Here is a 17,923-nt window from a genome sequence, read left to right as displayed (position 1 = left end):
GAACCTATTCGTGTTTTATACATTCTAGATTGGAGAGAACCTATGAATTCCTATTGTACATATGCATTGCATCAAATCGAGGTGGCTGTCATCTCTGTTGTTGCGATTATCGACAGGCTGGATGAATCGGATTTGCTCGTTCAACCGACAGAAGACAAGCATTCCGTTGGAGAGCTGCTCAAGCATATTGCAGTGATCTGCCGGGCTGATTTTTACATATCGGGCGGGGCCACACAAGAGGAGATGGACGCTTATTATGAGGGCGTGTCGTTAAATAACCTGAAGGATATACAGGCCGAATTGTTAAGCAGCTATTCACATTTGGAGCAGGCATTCAGAGACATGACGGAAGAAGAGCTCCATCAAGAGACGACTTCCTACTGGGGCGTCAATTATTCAAGGTATGAATGGCTGCTTGAAATCGTCGCCCATCTGTATCACCATCGAGGACAACTGCATGCGATGCTGGTTCACTGTAACGGGAAGGATCCGAAGGTTCCGTTATTCGAATAGCCATAAGCGCTCTATCTTTCCCGACCCGAATTCTGTTTTCCGGAATTCGGGTTTTATTTGTTTATAGATTTACATGTTATTATATCTGACTCAAAATCGAAATTATTAATATAATTCCATTAAATATATTTAAGTAGTGTTAATATTATTTACATTAATATATAATAATCCTCAATATAATGTTTTTGTGTTAATATAGTTAACATTCAAGTCGATGAGGAGTGATTCGGCATGTCCAGATTAACCGGAGTTTTTTTCAAAAGCACGCTTGCCATTATCCTAATAACGACGACTTGGTTTGTCTCCTTGGGGCAAGTCCCCCGAGCTTGGGCAGCCGGGGGACAAAGCGGCAACCTGAGCCGGTTGGAATCCGTTCTCCAGCCCATTGTGAAAGCCGCAGCGGGAGACGGAATCGAGCTGTACGTCGGAGTCCAGGATCTTAGCGGTACATATGGCGGAGGGAAGATTCAGGCGGGATCATCGAATGTTTACTATGCGGCCAGCACCATCAAAATGGCCATCGTAACAGCACTGATGCAGGATATTGAAGCAGGGAAATACGCGCTGGAGCAAACCGTCCAGGTTAAACCGGAGCAGGTTGTAGGCGGAGCCGGTTCGCTCAAGGATGGAAAGTTCCCTCAGGAGATCACGATCGAGCGTTTAGCGGGGCTGATGATTACGCAATCCGATAATACGGCAACCAATGCCCTGATTGATCTCCTTGGGTTCGAGCGTATTAATACTTTAATAGATGAACAGGGATTTGAAACCATGCAGCTGGGCCGGAAAATGATGACGCCCGCAAAATCCCCTGCTGCTGATAATTATGTCAACGGGGAGGAGTTGCTGACGCTCCTGGAGAGAATCTATGCTGGTGAGATCGTATCCGCCCAATCGCGGGATCAGATCCTGGCCTGGATGAAGGCGCAGGAAGTGAAGACCAAATTCGGCGCAGCGCTGCCCGGCAAGCCGATTGCCCACAAAACGGGGGAACTGGGCGATGTGAGCCATGACATCGGATATTTTCTCGTACCCGGACGCGAGGTTGCCGTCACGGTATTAACCAAAGTCACCAAGCCGGAGGATGCGGGCAAAGCCCAGGAACTGGGCAACCCGGTTGTGCAGCGCGCGGCCAAGGCGGTGTATAACTTCTTGCTGGATACGCCGGCTGAATCCGTATCGGCGGACGCATGGCCGGCCTTGTCGTTAGTCGTAAATCCCATCATTCAAGAAGCCGAAGAAAAGGGAATTAGGGTATCCGTAGGCTTGAAGGATCTAAGCGGTAAGCCTGACGACCGGGAGCTGCTCCTGGGATCTCGCCAATCCTATATGCCTGCGAGCACCATCAAGATGGCGCTTGTATCGGCTTTGATGAAGGAAGTGGATGCCGGCAGGTTAACCTTGGAACAGAAGGTGAAAGTTGAGCAGGAAGATGTAGTTGGCGGAACAGGCTCCTTGCAAAAGGAAACATTTCCGCAGGATGTAACCATCGAACGATTGGCAAGGCTGATGATCACCCAGTCGGATAATACGGCTACGAACGTACTGATTGACGTGGTTGGATTGAATAAGGTCCAGGCTCTGATGGATGAACTCGGCCTTGATGTCATGCATCTGGGGCGCAAAATGTTCGCAGCTGCCCCTACGCCGGAGCAGGACAACTATATTAATGCGGAGGATTTGGTCCATCTGCTTGCCAACATTCATTCAGGCGAATTCTTGTCGGATAACTCTCGTGATCAGATCATCGACTGGATGAAAGCCCAGGAGGTGGACACCAAGTTCGGTGCGGCCCTGCCCGATGCGCCGATTGCCCATAAAACCGGGGAGAATGCCAATGTGACTCATGATGCCGGATATTTTCTACTGCCCGGCAGGGAAATCGCGATTTCGGTACTGACCGAGGTCACGACGACCAGCAGTTTTGATGAAGCCCAGGCTATCGGAAATCCTGTGGTGCAAGAGATTGCGAAGGCTGTTTATGAAGCGCTGGAATACGAGATGACGTTCACGGATGTGCCGGAGGATCACTGGGCAGGGCCTTATATTGAGGGGGTGGCGACGGCTTCCTTGGTGAAGGGAACCTCGGATACGACCATAGCGCCCGAGCGCCCAATCAGTCGTGCAGAGGTGACCTCCATACTTGTTCGATCCCTTCAACTGGAGCCCGCCCTGGTCTCTCCTCAATTCAGGGACGTTCGCGGGGATAGGTGGTATTCCGCTGATGTGGCAGCGGCTTATTCTTCCGGCATCGTCAGCGGACGGAATGACGGCATCTTTGATCCACAAGGTCCCATTAGCCGTGCGGAACTGGCTGCGATGATAATCCGTGCTTACGAGTATGTGCATGGCCCGCTGGCTGGATACGAGGATGTACTTTCTTTTAAGGATGCGAACGAGATACGGGACTGGTCCAGAGAGCCGATTCTGAAGGCGGTCCAATTAGGCTTCGTGAACGGTTATAGCGACGATACCTTCCGTCCGGACAGAACGGCATCAAGGGCAGAAACCCTTAAGATGATTGTGCATCTCCTCAGCAAATAAGGCCCTTGGTTTTATAAGCATTCGAGGCGCCGAGCACAGCGCGTTTTTCGACGAGTCTTTGACTTCTTTTCTCATATCGATGTCCGTCATTACACGCTTCGAGAGGTAAGCGGCGGTATTATCTGAAGTAACTAAATACCGTATGAGGTTTAATCTCACGGCAAGCTGCAGGCCTAGCTTTTTCAAGGCGGCCTGCAGCATATTCCGTTTTCCAATGAGCATCCACCCCAGCTGTGCAGTTGTGCCAATAGGACGGACGATTACAGCTTCGGAACAAGTAAGAGCAGTCATTTCACACGAAATCTGCAGATAGTGATCGCAGGCTCTTTGGGTGGTTGCGCTATCATAGAATCGGGGGTTTCGCCATGATATTTGTTACATTGAATTGATATTCTTTTAAATTCGACAAAATAATACAAATTTCGCTATAGACTACGGATAAATCATTCCTCTATGATAGATATTAAATAGCTTGGCAAGCTATTGTGAAAGCGCTATCCTGATCTTCGCTGAACCGAATGATCCTAAGTCTAGGGGGAATCCACCAAACCAGGGGACATAGCAGAATCTGTTAACTGAATGGTAAGCGCATACATGATGTATCGAAGCCTTGATGAGTGCCGTTAACACAGATTTTACATATCGTTAATACTCTCATGATCCTATCGCCTTACCATAAGAGTGTTCGGTAAAAGGGGGACACGCACTCATGGCAGAACAAAGGACAGGGCGTCTTCCCGTAATCGCTTCGATTACCAAGCTGGAACAGATCGATGCGGCTGTGAACAGCACGGTGGAACGGGTGAACCTGATGACAGGCGATATCTTGAAACTCAGGGATATCGTGAATCGACTTCACTCCTCAGGCAAAAAAGTGTTTGTTCATCTGGAGATGGTAAGCGGCATTGGCCGGGATAATTCGGCTGTGCAGTATTTGGCCGATTCGTACAAGATCGACGGGATCATTACGACGAAGACGAATACGGTATTGGCTTCGCGCCAAGCGGGCATTAGCTCGATACAGCGAGTGTTTGCCATTGATACGACAGCTTTAAGAACCGCAGTGAAAATGATCGGACAAGCCCGTCCGGATGAGGTGGAATTAATGCCGGGACTCATGCCCCGCGTAATCCGCGACCTGAAGAAGGAAATTCACTGTCCGCTTATTGTGGGAGGTTTTTTACGAAGCGAGGAAGATATCGATGAGGCGCTGGCAAACGGTGCAGACCTCGTATCTACAGGAGATACGCGTTTTTGGACGTAAGGTTCCCTGTACGGTGATGGATTAACTATAATTACATATTTGCTAGGGGTGGAGACGATGAGATAACCCGAGTAGCAGCTACTTTAGCTTTTATAGGAGGTGGTGGCTCTTAGGTTGCGCTCTTTTTGACGTCTCTATTTTTGTGCGCTTTTTAAGGGGTAGACGGGTTGAAGTGGATAGACAGCAGTGATGAAGATGAATGATGAGTAGATTCGAAAGGGGACAATTGATCATCTATGAAAAAGAAATCATGGTTGTTAATGTTACTGACCATATTTATGGTTATTACCACGGCTTGCGGAGGCGGCGGTGGAAGTGAAAGTGCCGGAGGAGAGGTTTCGCTCGACGATGTGGAAGCCGCTTCGATGGATATGAAGAATGATACAACACCTGTCAAAATCCAGTACTGGCATGCCCACGCGGATGCTCAACTGGAAGGCTTGAACTACATGATCGCAGAATTCCAGAAGAAGTACCCGCATATTACGGTAGAGCCGGTGTTCCAGGGCGGCTATCCTGATCTTCACAAAAAATTATCGGCTGCAGTGGCTGCGAATGACGTGCCGGCTGTAACGAATGTTGAGGTCGCGTCCCTGCCTAACTTTGCGGACAGCGGTGTGTTCTCTGATTTGGGCCCATGGATTAAGCGCGATGAAGTGAAGATGGACGATTTCGCCAAAGGGATGCTGAATGCCTATGCATACAATGGCAAGCAATATGGGTTCCCTCTGATCGTTAGTACCAGTGTGTTTGTATACAACAAAACGATGCTGGACGAGCTGGGTGTAGAGCCGCCGCAGAAGTGGGATGAGATCGATGACTTTAATGCGAAGGTAACGAAAAAAGAAGGCGACAAAACGACGCGTTATGCCTTCTCCGTTCCAGGCTGGGATACGTGGTATTACGATCCGTGGAACATTAACGGCGGCGGACAAATCCTGACCGAGGACCTGAGTGCTTCGGCCGTTGAGAATGAAGAGTCGCTTCGTTATCTTCAGAACTTCTACAAATGGCAAAATGAAGGCCACATGCATATGGGCTTCGGGAAGGGTGCTTCCGATAATATGCGCCAAATGTTCCTGGGCGGCGAGATCGCCATGGTTCAGCATTCATCGGCTTTGCTCAAGATGTACCGCGAGAATGCGGACTTTGAGGTTGGCGTATCCTTTATCCCTGGCGATAAAGTGCGGACCTCCAACATTGGCGGCGCGGGGATCGTCATGATGGATGGTGCCGAGGATCTGGAGAAAGAAGCGGCTTGGAAATTTATCGAGTTCATGACTTCGGCGGAGCAAAACATTAAGTGGGCCGAATCCGTTGGATACCTGCCGACAAGAAAATCCGCAATCGAGTCTGAGGAAGGCAATCAATATTTCGAAAGATGGCCGCAATACAGAGCGGTATACGAGCATTTCGACGAAGTAACGCCGCGCCTGCAGCACCCGGCTTACCCTGAATTCAGCGAAGTTTACAAAGAAGTCGTAGGGGAAATGGTGCTGAACAAAAAAGATCCGACACCACTTATGCAGGATGCAGCCAAGAAGATCAACGATATTCTGGCTGACTATGAGTGATGCCTATGGAGACCAATAAACAAGTGACAAAGGCGGCGTCCAATCGGGCGACCGCTTCGGTCTCTAAACGGATGTCTCATACGTTGATCGAGAAGTGGAAGGACTTTTCGTTCGCGGTTCCGGCGTTGTTATTCATGGGCGTGTTTTTGTATTATCCCCTGGGCTATTCCGTGTACATTAGCTTTACGAACTGGAACATGACACGGCCGGTAAAGAAGTTCGTAGGTGTTGATAACTATACGCGCTTGCTGTCGAACTCGGATTTCTATCACTCCTTGAAGGTCACGTTCTTGTATACCGTGATGGACGTTGTATTTACGCTTGTCATCGGACTGCTGCTGGCGTTGCTGCTCAACGTGTCGTCGTCACGGTTGTTCGGATTCATGCGCGGCGTCATTTTTATGCCCTATTACATCTCGATGGTTGTCGCGGCCATGGTATTTACATGGATTTACAATGGACAATACGGGCTATTGAATTCCATTGTTTCCTGGTTCGGCATGGAGCCGGTCGAATGGCTGACCAATCCTTCGACGGCACTGCCGGCGCTGGTTGCCGTTTCGGTCTGGAAGGGCGTCGGCTTTGCGATGATCCTCTTCATTGCAGGCATGCGCGGGATTCCGGCCGAGTATTATGAGGCAGCTTCGATTGATGGAGCCAGCAAGCTGCGGCAGTTCCGCAACATTACGCTGCCGCTCTTGTCGCCGATGACCCTGTTTTTGGTCATCACCAGCTTTATCTCCTCCATGCAGGTGTTCCAGTCGATCGACGTCATGACGGGCGGCGGTCCGCTCAAGGCAACGAATGCGATTGTGTACTGGATTTATACGATGGCCTTTGATGAATTCAAAACAGGAAGAGCCTCGGCGCTTGTCATGATTCTGTTTGTAATCATATTGCTGTTAACATTGGTCCAATGGGTGGTCAGCAGGAAGAAGGTGCACTATGAAGGATAATTACATGGCTGGATCCGCCAAGAACCGGAAGACCATGATGACGCTCCGCGTGATCGGAGCCGTGATCGTGACCCTCGTCATGTTCTTTCCGGTGTACTGGCTGCTGATCAGCGCGCTCAAGACGCAGTCCGAGATGCGGATGGCCGTTCCTACATTCTGGCCGGAAACCTTTGCCTGGGAGAACTTTGCCGAAGCCTTCCGAGTTATCCCTTACGCCCGGTTCTTCGGCAATACCCTGCTCATGGCGGTCGGCACCATTATTCTGCAGCTGAACGTGGCGCTCATGGCTGCTTATGCATTCGCGAAGGGGAAGTTCTGGGGACGGGACGCGCTGTTTCTGTTGGTGCTTGCCGCGTTGATCGTTCCGGAGCAGGTGATTTTCGTTCCCGTGTACGTCATGATGTCCAAGCTCGATTGGCTGAACACCTTCTGGGCGCTCATCGTACCTCACGGTGCGTCCGCTTATGCGATATTCCTGCTCAGGCAGGCGTTCAAATCGATTAACAATGACGTGCTGGAAGCGGCACGCGTGGATGGAGCCGGTCGCTTCTCCATTCTGTACAAGCTGTTGTTTCCGATGGCGATGCCAACGATCGTCACCATGGGTGTGCTGATCTTCATTTCGTCCTGGAATTCATATTTCTGGCCGCTGATCATGACCAACAACAACGACATGCGCGTGCTTACGGTCGGTATTGCGATGCTGCGGGATTCTATCGCCGGAAATGAAGCGATGTTCTTCAATGTCATTATGGCGTCCAGCGTCATGGCGATTATCCCGATCGTGCTGGTCTTTACGGTCATGCAGAAGCATATTGTGGCCGCGATGGCGAATTCGACGTTTAAATAACATCATAACCGAATGATGCGGTATTCAAGACGGCATGGAAACGGTGGGCATGGATACACCGCTATGCCGTCTCTCTGCATTCTCCCGAAGGTTATGATCTGCTGCAGACAGCAGGGATCGGAAAGTTCATGGCGAACAGTCCTATAGAGCTTCAAATAGCACCCCGATTACGTAAGTCAGTCCGTTACCGTAAGATACTGACGTGATCGAGGTCATCAATCGACTAGATATGGAGGAATTGCACATGGAAGTACGTGGATTGGCTCATAGAGGGTATCCGCTGAAATACCCGGAGAACACGATGCTGGGCTTTCAGAAAGCATTGGAGCTTGGCTTCTCGCACTTGGAGCTGGATGTCCAACTGACGAAGGACGGCGTGCCCGTTGTAATTCATGATGCGACGGTAAACCGAACGACCAACGGAACTGGGGCAATCAATGCCTTCACGCTGGAGGAAATACGCAAGCTGGATGCAGGTTCAGGAGAAGTGATTCCCACGCTGGAGGAAGCACTGCGTTTTGCCAAGGATCGGATGATCGTTGACATTGAGCTGAAGCAGATGGGGGATACCTACCCCGGCCTGGAACAGAAGGTCATTGACGTGATTAAGGATACGGGCATGGAGAAGCAGGTGTTCCTCACCTCCTTCGATCATTATTCCATTGAACGGGCACGCTCCCTGGATCCTGACATTGAGCTGGGCCTTGTGATATATGGAGCTACGCCATCGGTGTTCCCATATCTGGAGAAGATCGGGGCTCGTTATGTGTCCGTCAAATATGTGTACGTGACTCCTTCATTTATGGAGGAGGCGCGCAAGCGGGGTATCCAGCTCATTGTCTGGACGCCGGACGATGAGGATATACTGGCATCTCTTGCCCAATACCCTGAGCTCTTGATCGTTACGAACAATCTGGAGGGCTGGGCCAGAGTATACAAGGAGAAGATTGCGCTTAACGCGTAACGCTCCAACTGATGCGCTTGCTGGGATGACATGTACAAAGCGCCGCTTGCATTTATAAGGTTAGGGGAAACGCCCGTTGACGGTCCCTGGAGTCGGCAGGTGTACGTATCAAAGGATCTGTCCTTGGTTGTGGAGCGGGGGCAGGTCCTATTTTTTAATTAATGGGCTAAATATCTGATATCCTGCGCGTGTCTGCTGCTTATACTAGCGGACAATGCGGCGGACTTCATTCGGATTGCCGAATTTGAAAATTTAATGAAAATTTTCAGTTGACCTGCGGACAATTGTCCGTTAGAATAAAAAACGCATTACCGGACAATTGTCCGTATACAGAGATAAGGGAGGATAAGGTCTTGGATATGGGAGTGGGGCCAAGTTCGGCCAAGATTGATTTAAGTAAAATAAAAAGAGGGCCGATTGTTGCCGCACTGATTATCGGCGCGTTCGTTTCCATCTTGAATGAAACACTTCTGAACATCGCTTTCCCAAGCTTGATGGAGCAGTTTGGTATTGGAGAGTCGACGGTTCAGTGGCTTTCAACATCCTATATGCTGGTTGTCGGTATTCTGGTGCCGGTCACGGCGCTGCTGCAGCTGTGGTTCACGACAAGACAGATGTTTATAGGCGCCATGACGCTATTTCTTATAGGTACGATTATTTGCGGCTTCTCATCGGTATTCGGGGTGCTGCTGGTAGGGCGTATCCTGCAAGCGGTCGGAACGGGGCTCATGCTGCCGGTTCTGATGAACACCATACTTAGTATTTATCCGCCTCAGAATCGCGGAGCCGCCATGGGCATGATCGGTCTTGTCATCATGACGGCCCCGGCGATCGGACCGACGCTTTCGGGCTTGATCGTGGACGCGCTGAACTGGCGCTGGTTGTTCTATCTGGTCATTCCATTGGCTGCGTTCTCCATCATATTTGCTGCGGTTTTCCTGAAAAACGTATCCGTACTGACCAAGCCGAAGGTCGATTATATTTCGATTATTCTGTCTACCATCGGTTTCGGGGGTATCGTATATGGATTCAGCAGCGCCGGAGAAGGCACCTGGTCTGATCCCAAGGTGATATGGTGCATTGCGGCAGGGGCCATCAGCTTGCTGTTCTTTGTATGGCGCCAACTGAAGATGAAGGAACCGATGCTGGATCTGCGTACATTTAGATTTCCAATGTTCTCACTCGTGACCGTACTGATGCTGGTACTGATGATGAGCATGTTCTCCACGATGATCATGCTGCCATTGTTCCTGCAGAACGCACTGGGCTTAACTGCGCTTGCGGCAGGCCTGGTCATGATGCCTGGTGGTATCATCAACGGATTGATGGCGCCGATTACAGGGAAGCTGTTCGATAAATTCGGACCGAGGGTTCTGATTATCCCTGGTCTTGCTCTCTTGAGTATCGCTATTTTCCTGTTCTCGCGCATCGACGCTTCATGGACCGGTGGTTATGTTATCTTCCTTCATGTTATGATGATGATAGGGATTTCGATGGTTATGATGCCGGCCCAGACTACAGCCTTGAATCAGCTGCCGCGCTTGCTGTATCCGCATGGAACAGCCATCATGAATACACTGCAGCAGGTAGCAGGAGCCGTAGGTATGGCGCTCTTTATCAGCATCATGACAGCAGGTGCTAAAAATTACGTTGAAACAACCGGGGATCTCAATCCGGTAGAGAGCATGGTTGCCGGTCTTCATAATGCTTTCGTAATCGGACTTGTTCTTGCAATCATCGCCTTAGTACTGGGGTTATTTGTTAAACGCACAACTTCACCCGTTGAAGAAGAACAGTCTGCTGCATAAGGTTCCCGTGTGTTCAAATTAGAAAGGGATGCGTGCATTGCCGAAAGAGTATGACGAGTTGGGTCAAAAGATTTTGGATACGGCTCAGGCTTTATTTAATAAATACGGAGTCGAGGACGTCTCCATGCATCAAGTGGCAAAAACGGCCGGGATCGGGCAAGGCACCTTGTACCGCCGTTACCCCAGCAAGAGCAAGATTTGCTTTACGCTGATGGAAGCCAAGATCGATCGGTTTATGGAGGGGCTGGAGGTTTACCTTCAGAGCAGCGAAGGTGAACCGGTGGCTCATCGGCTGCGAACGGTGATGACCAAGGTCATTCTGCATTTCAATGAAGACTTGGAGTGGCTAAGGGTAATGCTGACCTCTGACCGGCTGGAGGACACCAAGAACATTATGTGTGAGAACCCGCCCTTCACGTTTTTGCGGTTTCAGATCAAGCGCCTGCTGGAGCGTGCGGCGGAGCAGGGAGTATTGATGCCGCTTGACCCTCAGTTTACCTCTGTGATGCTCGCATCTCTGCCGCGCGCGGATATCATTCTATACATGCGTGATATGGGATACAGCGCGGAGCAGATAGCGGAGGAATACTGCAGAAGCTTTGTTGACCCACTGTTTATCCATCGCTAAGTCAGATAATAGAGGCCGTTTCGGAAGACTTGATAAGTCTAACCCGGAACGGCCTTTTTGCGTGCTATCTTCCACATTCACTTATCAATTCATTGCAACATTTGGCAAATACGCCCGTCAGTATAGTAGTACATGATAATTTAAGGCACCTAGAAAGGATGATGAGCATGAACAAACAATGGAAGAAGCAAGCAGCGACACTGATGGTTGCGGCCATCGCTGTCTCCGGTGGCGGAGCAGCTTATGCAGCACCTCAGGCTGAAGGCAGCCAGGAACAAAAACCAGTCGTGATTTCGGCTGTAATGGATTATGGAATTCTGGTTAACGGTAAGGAAGTGGCGGGCACTGGTTATATGAACGCCGATGCGAAGCAGATCATGATCCCGCTGCGGAGCGTATCCGAGGCGCTCGGATTCGAACTGGGCTGGAATCAACAGGACCGCTCTGCGGAGCTGACTAAACCGGGATCCCCGATCTGGACCCTCGTGCAAACGGGTAAAGACCAGTATACGGTTAACAAAATGTACAAGTCCCTCGGTGCTGCGCCGGTAAACGTGAAGGGCACGCTCTATGTTCCGGCTAATTTCTTCAGCGAAGTGCTCCATGCTAACGTCTCGGCCGATGGCACGAAAGTGAGCATTTCGTCCGAAGAAGAAGTGAAGAAGGAAACCGTCACTGGCAAAATCACCGAAATTATCAATAACGAAGATCGCCAAGCCATTCACATAAACGGAACGGGAACGGAAGGAATCCTTCTGAACGTGGATCAGAACACCGTTATCCGCGATGAAGAAGGCAAGAAGATCGAGCTTAAGGATCTTGCGAAGGGGAAGAAGATTGAAGCCGTTCACAGCCTGGCGATGACCATGAGCCTGCCTCCGCAGACCTATGCTTATGAAATCAGCGTGAAGTCGGACAAGGAAGAGACGCAGCAGCTCGCTACAGCCGGTGCCATCACAGACATCAATGCGGATGGCGGCAATCTGCGCGTAACGATTAAGGGTAAAGGGTTAACGGAACAATCGCCGAATGAAGTCGTCCTGAATTTGACGCCTGAGACGGTTGTCGTGAATAAAGACGGAAAAACCTTGAAAGCAAGCGATTTGGCTGATGATGCAGAGATTATCGGTTACTACAGCCCGATGCTCACCAAGAGCCTGCCGGCGATCGGCAATGCAATCAAAATCGTTCTTCAATAAGAAATGTAAATTAAGAAGCCTGGCGGATAACGCCAGGCTTCTTAGTCGTTAATGTAAAGCGGGGGAATGGGGATTTAAGGGATTCCATGGCATTGACCCCTTCGGAATGTCACGCCATCGTAGAAGTCGCAGTATGGCTTGGCGTAGCTCAATAATGGAAATCCCTCTAACTCCGGCAGGAGCAGGTATATTCGTGCCATGCGCAGAATACTGTACAACAAAATCGTCCATGACGGATGGAGGGAAACGGATGAAGCGCAGTTGGGTGAATTCGCCGTATTCATATTCGCTTGGCATGTTTGCCATGATGGTTCCGAGCCAGGCGTTCAGCTCCTTTTACATCTTTTTCTACGTGGATACATTGGGTCTTGGCATAGGGCTGGCATCCCTGGCACGAACTGTATTCCTGATCTGGGATGCGGTTAACAATCCGCTGATGGGGTATTGGTCCGACCGTACGAAGACCCGGCTGGGGCGGCGCAGGCCGTGGGTATTCGGCGCCATTCCGCTGTTTATGCTGACCTTCGTGCTGGTGTTCTCGCCGCCGGAAGGATTGTCTGAGAACGGACTGTTCATGTGGTTCTTAGTTGCCCTTATCCTGTATGAAGCGGTAGCGACCGTATTATGGGTCAATTACGGAGCGCTGTTCCCTGAGCTGTTCCGCGGAGACCGCATCCGGGCGAAAGCCTCGGCCATCCAGCAGGGCTACCAGGTTGTGGCGTTATTGATCGGTACCGCGCTGACCCCGATTATTTATGACGCCATGGGTTTTTCGAGTATGGCGATTCTGTACGCGCTGCTGTTCGGCGTATTTATGTTCCTCTGCATGATGAGCGTGCGGGAGCAGGAGGCGTACAGCGCCAGCGAGCCGCTCAAGCTCGTCCAAGCATTCCGCGAAACCTTGCGCAACAAGAAGTTCTGGGTGTTTAACATCTCCAATTCATTCGCTCAGACGGTAAATGGACTAATAAGCTCGACGATCCCTTTTTACGCAAAATATGTGCTCAATATCCCGGATAATCAAGTATCTATTCTGCTGGCAGCCGTGTTTGTATCGGTCATTCCGCTGGTATTCGTCTGGTACTGGATGATCCGCCGGATGGACGGCGTTAAGGCATGGCGTTTGTCGCTAGGGGTATATGGGTTATCCGTTATCCCTCTGTGGTTTGGCTATGATCTGATCAGCGGGATTCTGGCAGGCATTGGCGTAGGATTCGGTCTTGCGGGATTTCTGGTAACGCCGGCCATGGTTAGCGGCAACATTATCGACGAAGATGCGGAGCGGACGGGGCTGCGCAGAGAGGGGATCTATACGGCTGTCAGCGGATTTATTACGCGTTCCAGCGGATTGATCTCTGCCCTGGCATTTTTTGTGGTAGGCATGATATTCGGGTATGAAAGCGGTGACAATCCGGGGAGCGATCCGGAATTGACCTTCAGGTATTTGATTAGTGTCGTTCCATTGTGTTTGCTGGTGATTTCCTTCCTGTTATCGTTTGCCACCAAAATCGAATTCTCAAAAACCATAGGAGGCGGGCACGACCATGGAGCGAAGACTGATCATCAACTGTGACGATTTCGGGCAGAGCAAGGCCATGAATGAGGCGATCCGGCATCTGCTGGAGGAGAACAAAGTCTCTTCGGCAACCATTATGACCGTGGCTCCCGGCTTTGAAGAGGCGGCCTCCTGGGCGGCACGCCGACGCCAACCGAATGTGGGGCTGCACCTCACCATGACGAGCGAATTTGAGGCTCTGCGATGGAGCAGCTTAACAGGGCATTCCTCCCTTCATGATGCCAGCGGCCATCAATACCGGACCGTTCAGGAGTTTGAACGAGGGGCAGAGACGGGTGCCGTGCTAAAAGAGTTGGAGGCGCAGTATAGGCTGGCGAGCAAGGCCGGCATCCGCATCAGCCATGTGGATAATCACATGGGCAGCCTGTACGGGATGGAAACGGGGCGAAGCCTCATTCCGCAGATGCTGTGGAAGACTTGGCGTTGGCGCCTCCCCGCGCGACTATTCCGCTATATCTACCCGGAGGATCCGCTGCTCAGCTCGCTGCCGAATATCGAGCGTCCGGTCGCGCTCGCTTCAGGCCTTGCTGACACGTTTGGCGTGCCGATCCCGGATTATCTGCTCTCTCATCCGTTTCCCGTTGTTGAGGGAGAGACCTACGAGAGCTTCAAGCAATCGCTGATTGATAAGCTGTACAGACTCCCTGAAGGGGTCAGTGAAACCTACGTCCATCCCGGAGCGGAAGATGAATGGATGCTGGCGAATATCCCGCATTGGGAGAAGCGGGTGTGGGAGTACCGGCTGCTGTTCGATGACGATTTTGCTTACGGACTGCGGGATGCCAAGGTAATTCTGACGGATTACCGTTATGTAGAGGAGCATTTAAAAAAGCCGCGCGTGCGCTCGGCCATGAAGCTGATGAAGGCAATGGCCAAAAAAACGTAAGTCTATGCCAAAACAAGCCCTGCCGCGGCACCGGCTGGGCTTGTTTTTCTGTTAAGTACGATTGGCTTTCGCCGACCGATGCTAGCTGCTGCTGACGTATAAGTTTACTTCGCTTCAGCTTCCAGCATAGCGATCTGTTCCTTGTATTGGTCCAGCAGCTTCGCCAATGCTTCTTTAATGGCATCCGAGTCCTTGGAACCTACGGCTTTGAAGAGGTCGATTCTGGCATGGATGAAAGCCAGATCTTCATCGCTGATTTTTACTCCTTCCAAATTTGCTGCATCGCTGAGTTTCACTGCCTCCATACCTGCTGCCTCGCTATGGATCACGTCGTGTTTCACTATGCCAGCATCGGTTTTAACAGCTTCGGCTACTTCTATTGCCGTACCTTCTAGTGGAGTAAACTCCTTGATCTGGATCGCTTTGAATTCCTTGATATCCCCGCTGCCCGGGGACTCGTTGATATCAACAGCCGGAGTAGCCTCTACGGCAATTGTAATTCCGAATTCGCCATCTCCCGTAACCGGCTGTGCATCACCGTTGTCTCCATCGACAGCTGCAGCCTCCGAGAAGAAGAAGGTTCCCTCGGCTCCGGCAAGCTTGCCGTACTTCTCAAGTGTTTCTTTCCAATCCTGTACCGTTTCCGGTGCATATCTCTCTGCCAATTCCAGCGGGTTCGGCAGAATGGAGATGGTAGTGGCGGCTTGTATAGGTGCGCTATTGCCTGGTTGTTTTGGTACACCACTTGTGTCAGCTCCTGATGCATGTACGGGGACGGCTGCGGTTCCAAGCAGGGCGGCGGACAGGGCGAGCTTGCCAAACAGTTTGTGTTTCATCGATTAACACTCCTTGTGGGGTTGGTTTGTCTTACAGTACCCAGTGTACGAGTCAGCATTGGCAGAACATTGGTGTATTTGTGGAAAAATAATGGCAATCCCCTTCATCTTCCTACAGATTGGTATACTGAGAGGAGATGAAGCCCGGAGGTCTATATATATGAACCAAAATTATCTCATCGCCGTGGTTGACGATGATCAGCATATACGAAATTTGGTGGAAGCTTATTTGCGCAAGGAGGGCTACAAGACGGTTGGCCTTGGCACGGCAGAGGAGGGCTGGGAGATGTGGAGAACGAATCCGCCGGATATGTGGGTGCTGGATATTATGCTGCCCGGCATGGACGGCTTCGAATTGTGCCGACGGATCCGTGCAGAGGCCGAGGTCCCGATCATCATGATCTCTGCCAAAGATAGCGAAGTGGATAAAATACTGGGGCTTGAGCTGGGAAGCGATGACTACATGGTCAAGCCCTTCAGTCCCCGCGAGTTGGTTGCCCGAATCAAGCGACAGCTGAACCGATGGTACAAATTCCATCATGAGGAGCGTGTTCCGCGGCTTGCGGCGGCTTCTCCGGAGCTCAGCAACGGACGCCTTCAGTTAATGCTCGAGGAGCGGCGCGTGTTCTGGGATGGGGAAGAAGTGGATATGACCAACAAAGAATTCGAGATGCTGAAAGTGTTTGCCGAGCATCCGAACCGTGCGTTTACAAGGGATGAGCTGCTAACCTCCGTATGGGGCGAAGACTATTTTGGAAGCGACCGTGCGGTCGATCATCTCATTAAACGGCTTCGCAAGAAGGTGGAGCAGCTGCCGATCGAGGCCATCTGGGGGCATGGTTACCGAATGAGAGTGGATGGGGAGGAATCATCGATATGAAGCTGGTGCATCAGATCAATCTTGCGTTTGCCTTGTCGTTAATACTCGTACTTTCCGTGACGGCGGTTGTGATTCATTATGTGCTGATGGACCATTTTATCGGGACGCAGAGAAAGGACATGCAGACCATAGGGGCTGAGCTGACGGCTAAACTCGAAACTGCCGCCGCCCAGAGCATTCCTATCGAGAGTGCGCCTTTGGCCGTTAGCGGCTTGACCTCGGCACAGGTTATGGAGGTAGGCGTAATCATCCAGGATAACGAAGGGAATGTGGTCAGCTCGAGTCCGGTAACTCCCTCCGCACAATCCATGGTAAGTCAGGCGATTCGTCCGGACTTTGTGGCTTCATACTCATCCGCAGCGGGGAGCGGTCAATTCCTCACCGAGGTGACGGCGGTTCCTCAAGGGACGATGACACTGATCACTCCGATCAGCAAGATAAAGGCCATTGAGCAGGCGCTGATGGGGCGTTTGATGCTCGTATTTGCTGTGGGAGGCGTAATCATGGTTATCTTAAGCTTGTTCATCACCAAGAGATTGATTAAGCCGCTCATGCTGCTGCGGGAGGAATTGAAGAAGGTGAAAGAGCGTCAGTTCTCCGAAGTTCAGCGGGTGTCGGCAAGCGGAGAGATCGGCGTAGTTGCAGAGTCCGTGTACGAAATGGCGGGTGAGCTGGAGCGGTACAATCATGTGCAGAAGCAATTCTTCCAGAACGCATCCCACGAGCTGAAGTCGCCGCTTATGTCCATCTCCGGGTATGCGGAGGGAATTCGGGACGGGGTATTCGAAGGGGAGGAGATCCGCAAAGGGCTGGATATCATTATGAGTGAGAGCAGCCGCATGACCAATATCGTGACCGAGATGACGCTGCTCGCGAAGCTGGACAGCGAGGATGATATCTTTAAGGCAACAGCGGTCAATTTGAAGGAGCTGGTGGAGGAAGCGATCGAAAGAGTCAATCCGGTCTTGGTGAAAAAAGGACTGTTCGTGCATCTTTCCTATGGCGATAACGAATCGTTAATGGTGTATGCTGACCGGGATAAGCTGCTGCAAGCGCTGCTGAACATCGTTTCGAATGGAGCAAGGCACGCGAGCAAGCATATATACATTCAAGCCGGAATCCAAAATAGCCGGGTATTCCTCACCGTTTCCGATGATGGCGAAGGCATATCCGAGGAACTGCTGCCGTATTTGTTCCACCGGTTTGTGAAGGGCAAGAATGGGGAGTCCGGTCTGGGTCTGGCCATTGCTCGGGCCATTGTGGAGCGCTGCGGAGGTCTGATCACGGCAGGGAATCGAACGGAGGGAGGGGCCGTCATCTCGGTAGGTTTCCCTCCGCATAGGAAGACCGCCGTCTTCTAGTTCAGGTGTGTCCCCATCATGGGCTACAGACAGAATCATCACGATGGGGTAAGGGGGGGCTTTTCTGGGTAATTATACTTAGGT

15 protein-coding genes are annotated in these 17,923 nt (G+C 51.1%); 14 read left to right on the top strand and 1 reads right to left on the bottom strand.

The annotated features are described in order from the left end of the window. Positions 1 to 42: 42 nt before the first annotated feature. The 12 genes from AK95_RS23240 (at position 43) to AK95_RS23185 (ending at position 14,762) form a co-directional block, all read left to right on the top strand. Positions 43 to 513 carry a DinB family protein gene (locus AK95_RS23240; RefSeq protein ID WP_071222279.1) on the top strand — a complete coding sequence of 157 codons (471 nt, stop codon included), beginning with the start codon at positions 43 to 45 and terminating at the stop codon, positions 511 to 513. A 231-nt stretch (positions 514 to 744) separates the two neighbouring features. Beyond that, on the top strand, positions 745 to 3,057 hold the full coding sequence (locus AK95_RS23235; protein ID WP_071222278.1) for a serine hydrolase: 2,313 nt from the start codon (positions 745 to 747) through the stop codon (positions 3,055 to 3,057). Between the two features lie 709 nt (positions 3,058 to 3,766). Continuing rightward, positions 3,767 to 4,321 (top strand): glycerol-3-phosphate responsive antiterminator, encoded by a 555-nt coding sequence (locus AK95_RS23230; protein ID WP_071222277.1) that lies wholly within the window; start codon positions 3,767 to 3,769, stop codon positions 4,319 to 4,321. 236 nt (positions 4,322 to 4,557) lie between these two features. Continuing rightward, the gene (locus AK95_RS23225) at positions 4,558 to 5,895 is read left to right on the top strand and encodes an ABC transporter substrate-binding protein (protein ID WP_071222276.1); all 1,338 of its coding nucleotides are present in this window, start codon (positions 4,558 to 4,560) and stop codon (positions 5,893 to 5,895) included. Continuing rightward, on the top strand, positions 5,895 to 6,851 hold the full coding sequence (locus AK95_RS23220; RefSeq protein WP_426198261.1) for a carbohydrate ABC transporter permease: 957 nt from the start codon (positions 5,895 to 5,897) through the stop codon (positions 6,849 to 6,851). The genes AK95_RS23225 and AK95_RS23220 overlap by 1 nt, the downstream gene beginning before the upstream one ends. Then, positions 6,841 to 7,701: a carbohydrate ABC transporter permease gene (locus AK95_RS23215; RefSeq protein WP_071222274.1), complete on the top strand. Its 861-nt coding sequence runs from the start codon at positions 6,841 to 6,843 to the stop codon at positions 7,699 to 7,701. The genes AK95_RS23220 and AK95_RS23215 overlap by 11 nt, the downstream gene beginning before the upstream one ends. A gap of 244 nt (positions 7,702 to 7,945) precedes the next feature. After that, positions 7,946 to 8,665 carry a glycerophosphodiester phosphodiesterase gene (locus AK95_RS23210; protein ID WP_071222273.1) on the top strand — a complete coding sequence of 240 codons (720 nt, stop codon included), beginning with the start codon at positions 7,946 to 7,948 and terminating at the stop codon, positions 8,663 to 8,665. Positions 8,666 to 9,024: 359 nt separating this feature from the next. After that, positions 9,025 to 10,473: an MDR family MFS transporter gene (locus AK95_RS23205; RefSeq protein WP_071222330.1), complete on the top strand. Its 1,449-nt coding sequence runs from the start codon at positions 9,025 to 9,027 to the stop codon at positions 10,471 to 10,473. A 28-nt stretch (positions 10,474 to 10,501) separates the two neighbouring features. Next, positions 10,502 to 11,101, top strand: coding sequence for a TetR/AcrR family transcriptional regulator (locus tag AK95_RS23200; RefSeq protein WP_397376681.1), 600 nt, complete (start codon positions 10,502 to 10,504; stop codon positions 11,099 to 11,101). A gap of 167 nt (positions 11,102 to 11,268) precedes the next feature. Next, positions 11,269 to 12,300 carry a copper amine oxidase N-terminal domain-containing protein gene (locus AK95_RS23195; RefSeq protein WP_071222271.1) on the top strand — a complete coding sequence of 344 codons (1,032 nt, stop codon included), beginning with the start codon at positions 11,269 to 11,271 and terminating at the stop codon, positions 12,298 to 12,300. Between the two features lie 250 nt (positions 12,301 to 12,550). Further along, entirely contained in the window at positions 12,551 to 13,873 is a 1,323-nt protein-coding gene (locus AK95_RS23190) for an MFS transporter (protein WP_071222270.1), read from the top strand. After that, positions 13,845 to 14,762 carry a polysaccharide deacetylase family protein gene (locus AK95_RS23185; RefSeq protein WP_071222269.1) on the top strand — a complete coding sequence of 306 codons (918 nt, stop codon included), beginning with the start codon at positions 13,845 to 13,847 and terminating at the stop codon, positions 14,760 to 14,762. Before AK95_RS23190 ends, AK95_RS23185 begins: the two co-directional genes overlap by 29 nt. Positions 14,763 to 14,866: 104 nt before the next feature. Here AK95_RS23185 and AK95_RS23180 read toward each other — a convergent pair whose 3' ends face one another. Further along, positions 14,867 to 15,598, bottom strand: a complete 732-nt coding sequence (locus AK95_RS23180) for a hypothetical protein (protein WP_071222268.1) — start codon at positions 15,596 to 15,598, stop codon at positions 14,867 to 14,869. A gap of 160 nt (positions 15,599 to 15,758) precedes the next feature. On the opposite strand from AK95_RS23180, the gene AK95_RS23175 reads away from it, so the two are divergent. Next, positions 15,759 to 16,478, top strand: coding sequence for a response regulator transcription factor (locus AK95_RS23175; RefSeq protein ID WP_071222267.1), 720 nt, complete (start codon positions 15,759 to 15,761; stop codon positions 16,476 to 16,478). After that, positions 16,475 to 17,839, top strand: a complete 1,365-nt coding sequence (locus AK95_RS23170) for a sensor histidine kinase (protein ID WP_071222266.1) — start codon at positions 16,475 to 16,477, stop codon at positions 17,837 to 17,839. Before AK95_RS23175 ends, AK95_RS23170 begins: the two co-directional genes overlap by 4 nt. Positions 17,840 to 17,923: the final 84 nt, after the last annotated feature.

This window comes from Paenibacillus sp. LC231 (assembly GCF_001860525.1).
In the GTDB taxonomy this organism is placed as follows: domain Bacteria; phylum Bacillota; class Bacilli; order Paenibacillales; family Paenibacillaceae; genus Paenibacillus_AQ.
This window is presented reverse-complemented; position numbering and strand designations above follow the sequence as displayed.

What these genes read in the sequence shown, in the direction of transcription:
- AK95_RS23220 (WP_426198261.1), top strand. Translation starts at nt 5,895, where the DNA reads ATGCCTATGGAGACCAATAAACAAGTGACAAAGGCGGCGTCCAATCGG.
- AK95_RS23205 (WP_071222330.1), top strand. Translation starts at nt 9,025, where the DNA reads ATGGGAGTGGGGCCAAGTTCGGCCAAGATTGATTTAAGTAAAATAAAA.
- AK95_RS23180 (WP_071222268.1), bottom strand. Translation starts at nt 15,598, where the DNA reads ATGAAACACAAACTGTTTGGCAAGCTCGCCCTGTCCGCCGCCCTGCTT.
- AK95_RS23210 (WP_071222273.1), top strand. Translation starts at nt 7,946, where the DNA reads ATGGAAGTACGTGGATTGGCTCATAGAGGGTATCCGCTGAAATACCCG.
- AK95_RS23240 (WP_071222279.1), top strand. Translation starts at nt 43, where the DNA reads ATGAATTCCTATTGTACATATGCATTGCATCAAATCGAGGTGGCTGTC.
- AK95_RS23185 (WP_071222269.1), top strand. Translation starts at nt 13,845, where the DNA reads ATGGAGCGAAGACTGATCATCAACTGTGACGATTTCGGGCAGAGCAAG.
- AK95_RS23190 (WP_071222270.1), top strand. Translation starts at nt 12,551, where the DNA reads ATGAAGCGCAGTTGGGTGAATTCGCCGTATTCATATTCGCTTGGCATG.
- AK95_RS23230 (WP_071222277.1), top strand. Translation starts at nt 3,767, where the DNA reads ATGGCAGAACAAAGGACAGGGCGTCTTCCCGTAATCGCTTCGATTACC.
- AK95_RS23170 (WP_071222266.1), top strand. Translation starts at nt 16,475, where the DNA reads ATGAAGCTGGTGCATCAGATCAATCTTGCGTTTGCCTTGTCGTTAATA.
- AK95_RS23200 (WP_397376681.1), top strand. Translation starts at nt 10,502, where the DNA reads ATGCGTGCATTGCCGAAAGAGTATGACGAGTTGGGTCAAAAGATTTTG.
- AK95_RS23235 (WP_071222278.1), top strand. Translation starts at nt 745, where the DNA reads ATGTCCAGATTAACCGGAGTTTTTTTCAAAAGCACGCTTGCCATTATC.
- AK95_RS23215 (WP_071222274.1), top strand. Translation starts at nt 6,841, where the DNA reads ATGAAGGATAATTACATGGCTGGATCCGCCAAGAACCGGAAGACCATG.
- AK95_RS23225 (WP_071222276.1), top strand. Translation starts at nt 4,558, where the DNA reads ATGAAAAAGAAATCATGGTTGTTAATGTTACTGACCATATTTATGGTT.
- AK95_RS23175 (WP_071222267.1), top strand. Translation starts at nt 15,759, where the DNA reads ATGAACCAAAATTATCTCATCGCCGTGGTTGACGATGATCAGCATATA.
- AK95_RS23195 (WP_071222271.1), top strand. Translation starts at nt 11,269, where the DNA reads ATGAACAAACAATGGAAGAAGCAAGCAGCGACACTGATGGTTGCGGCC.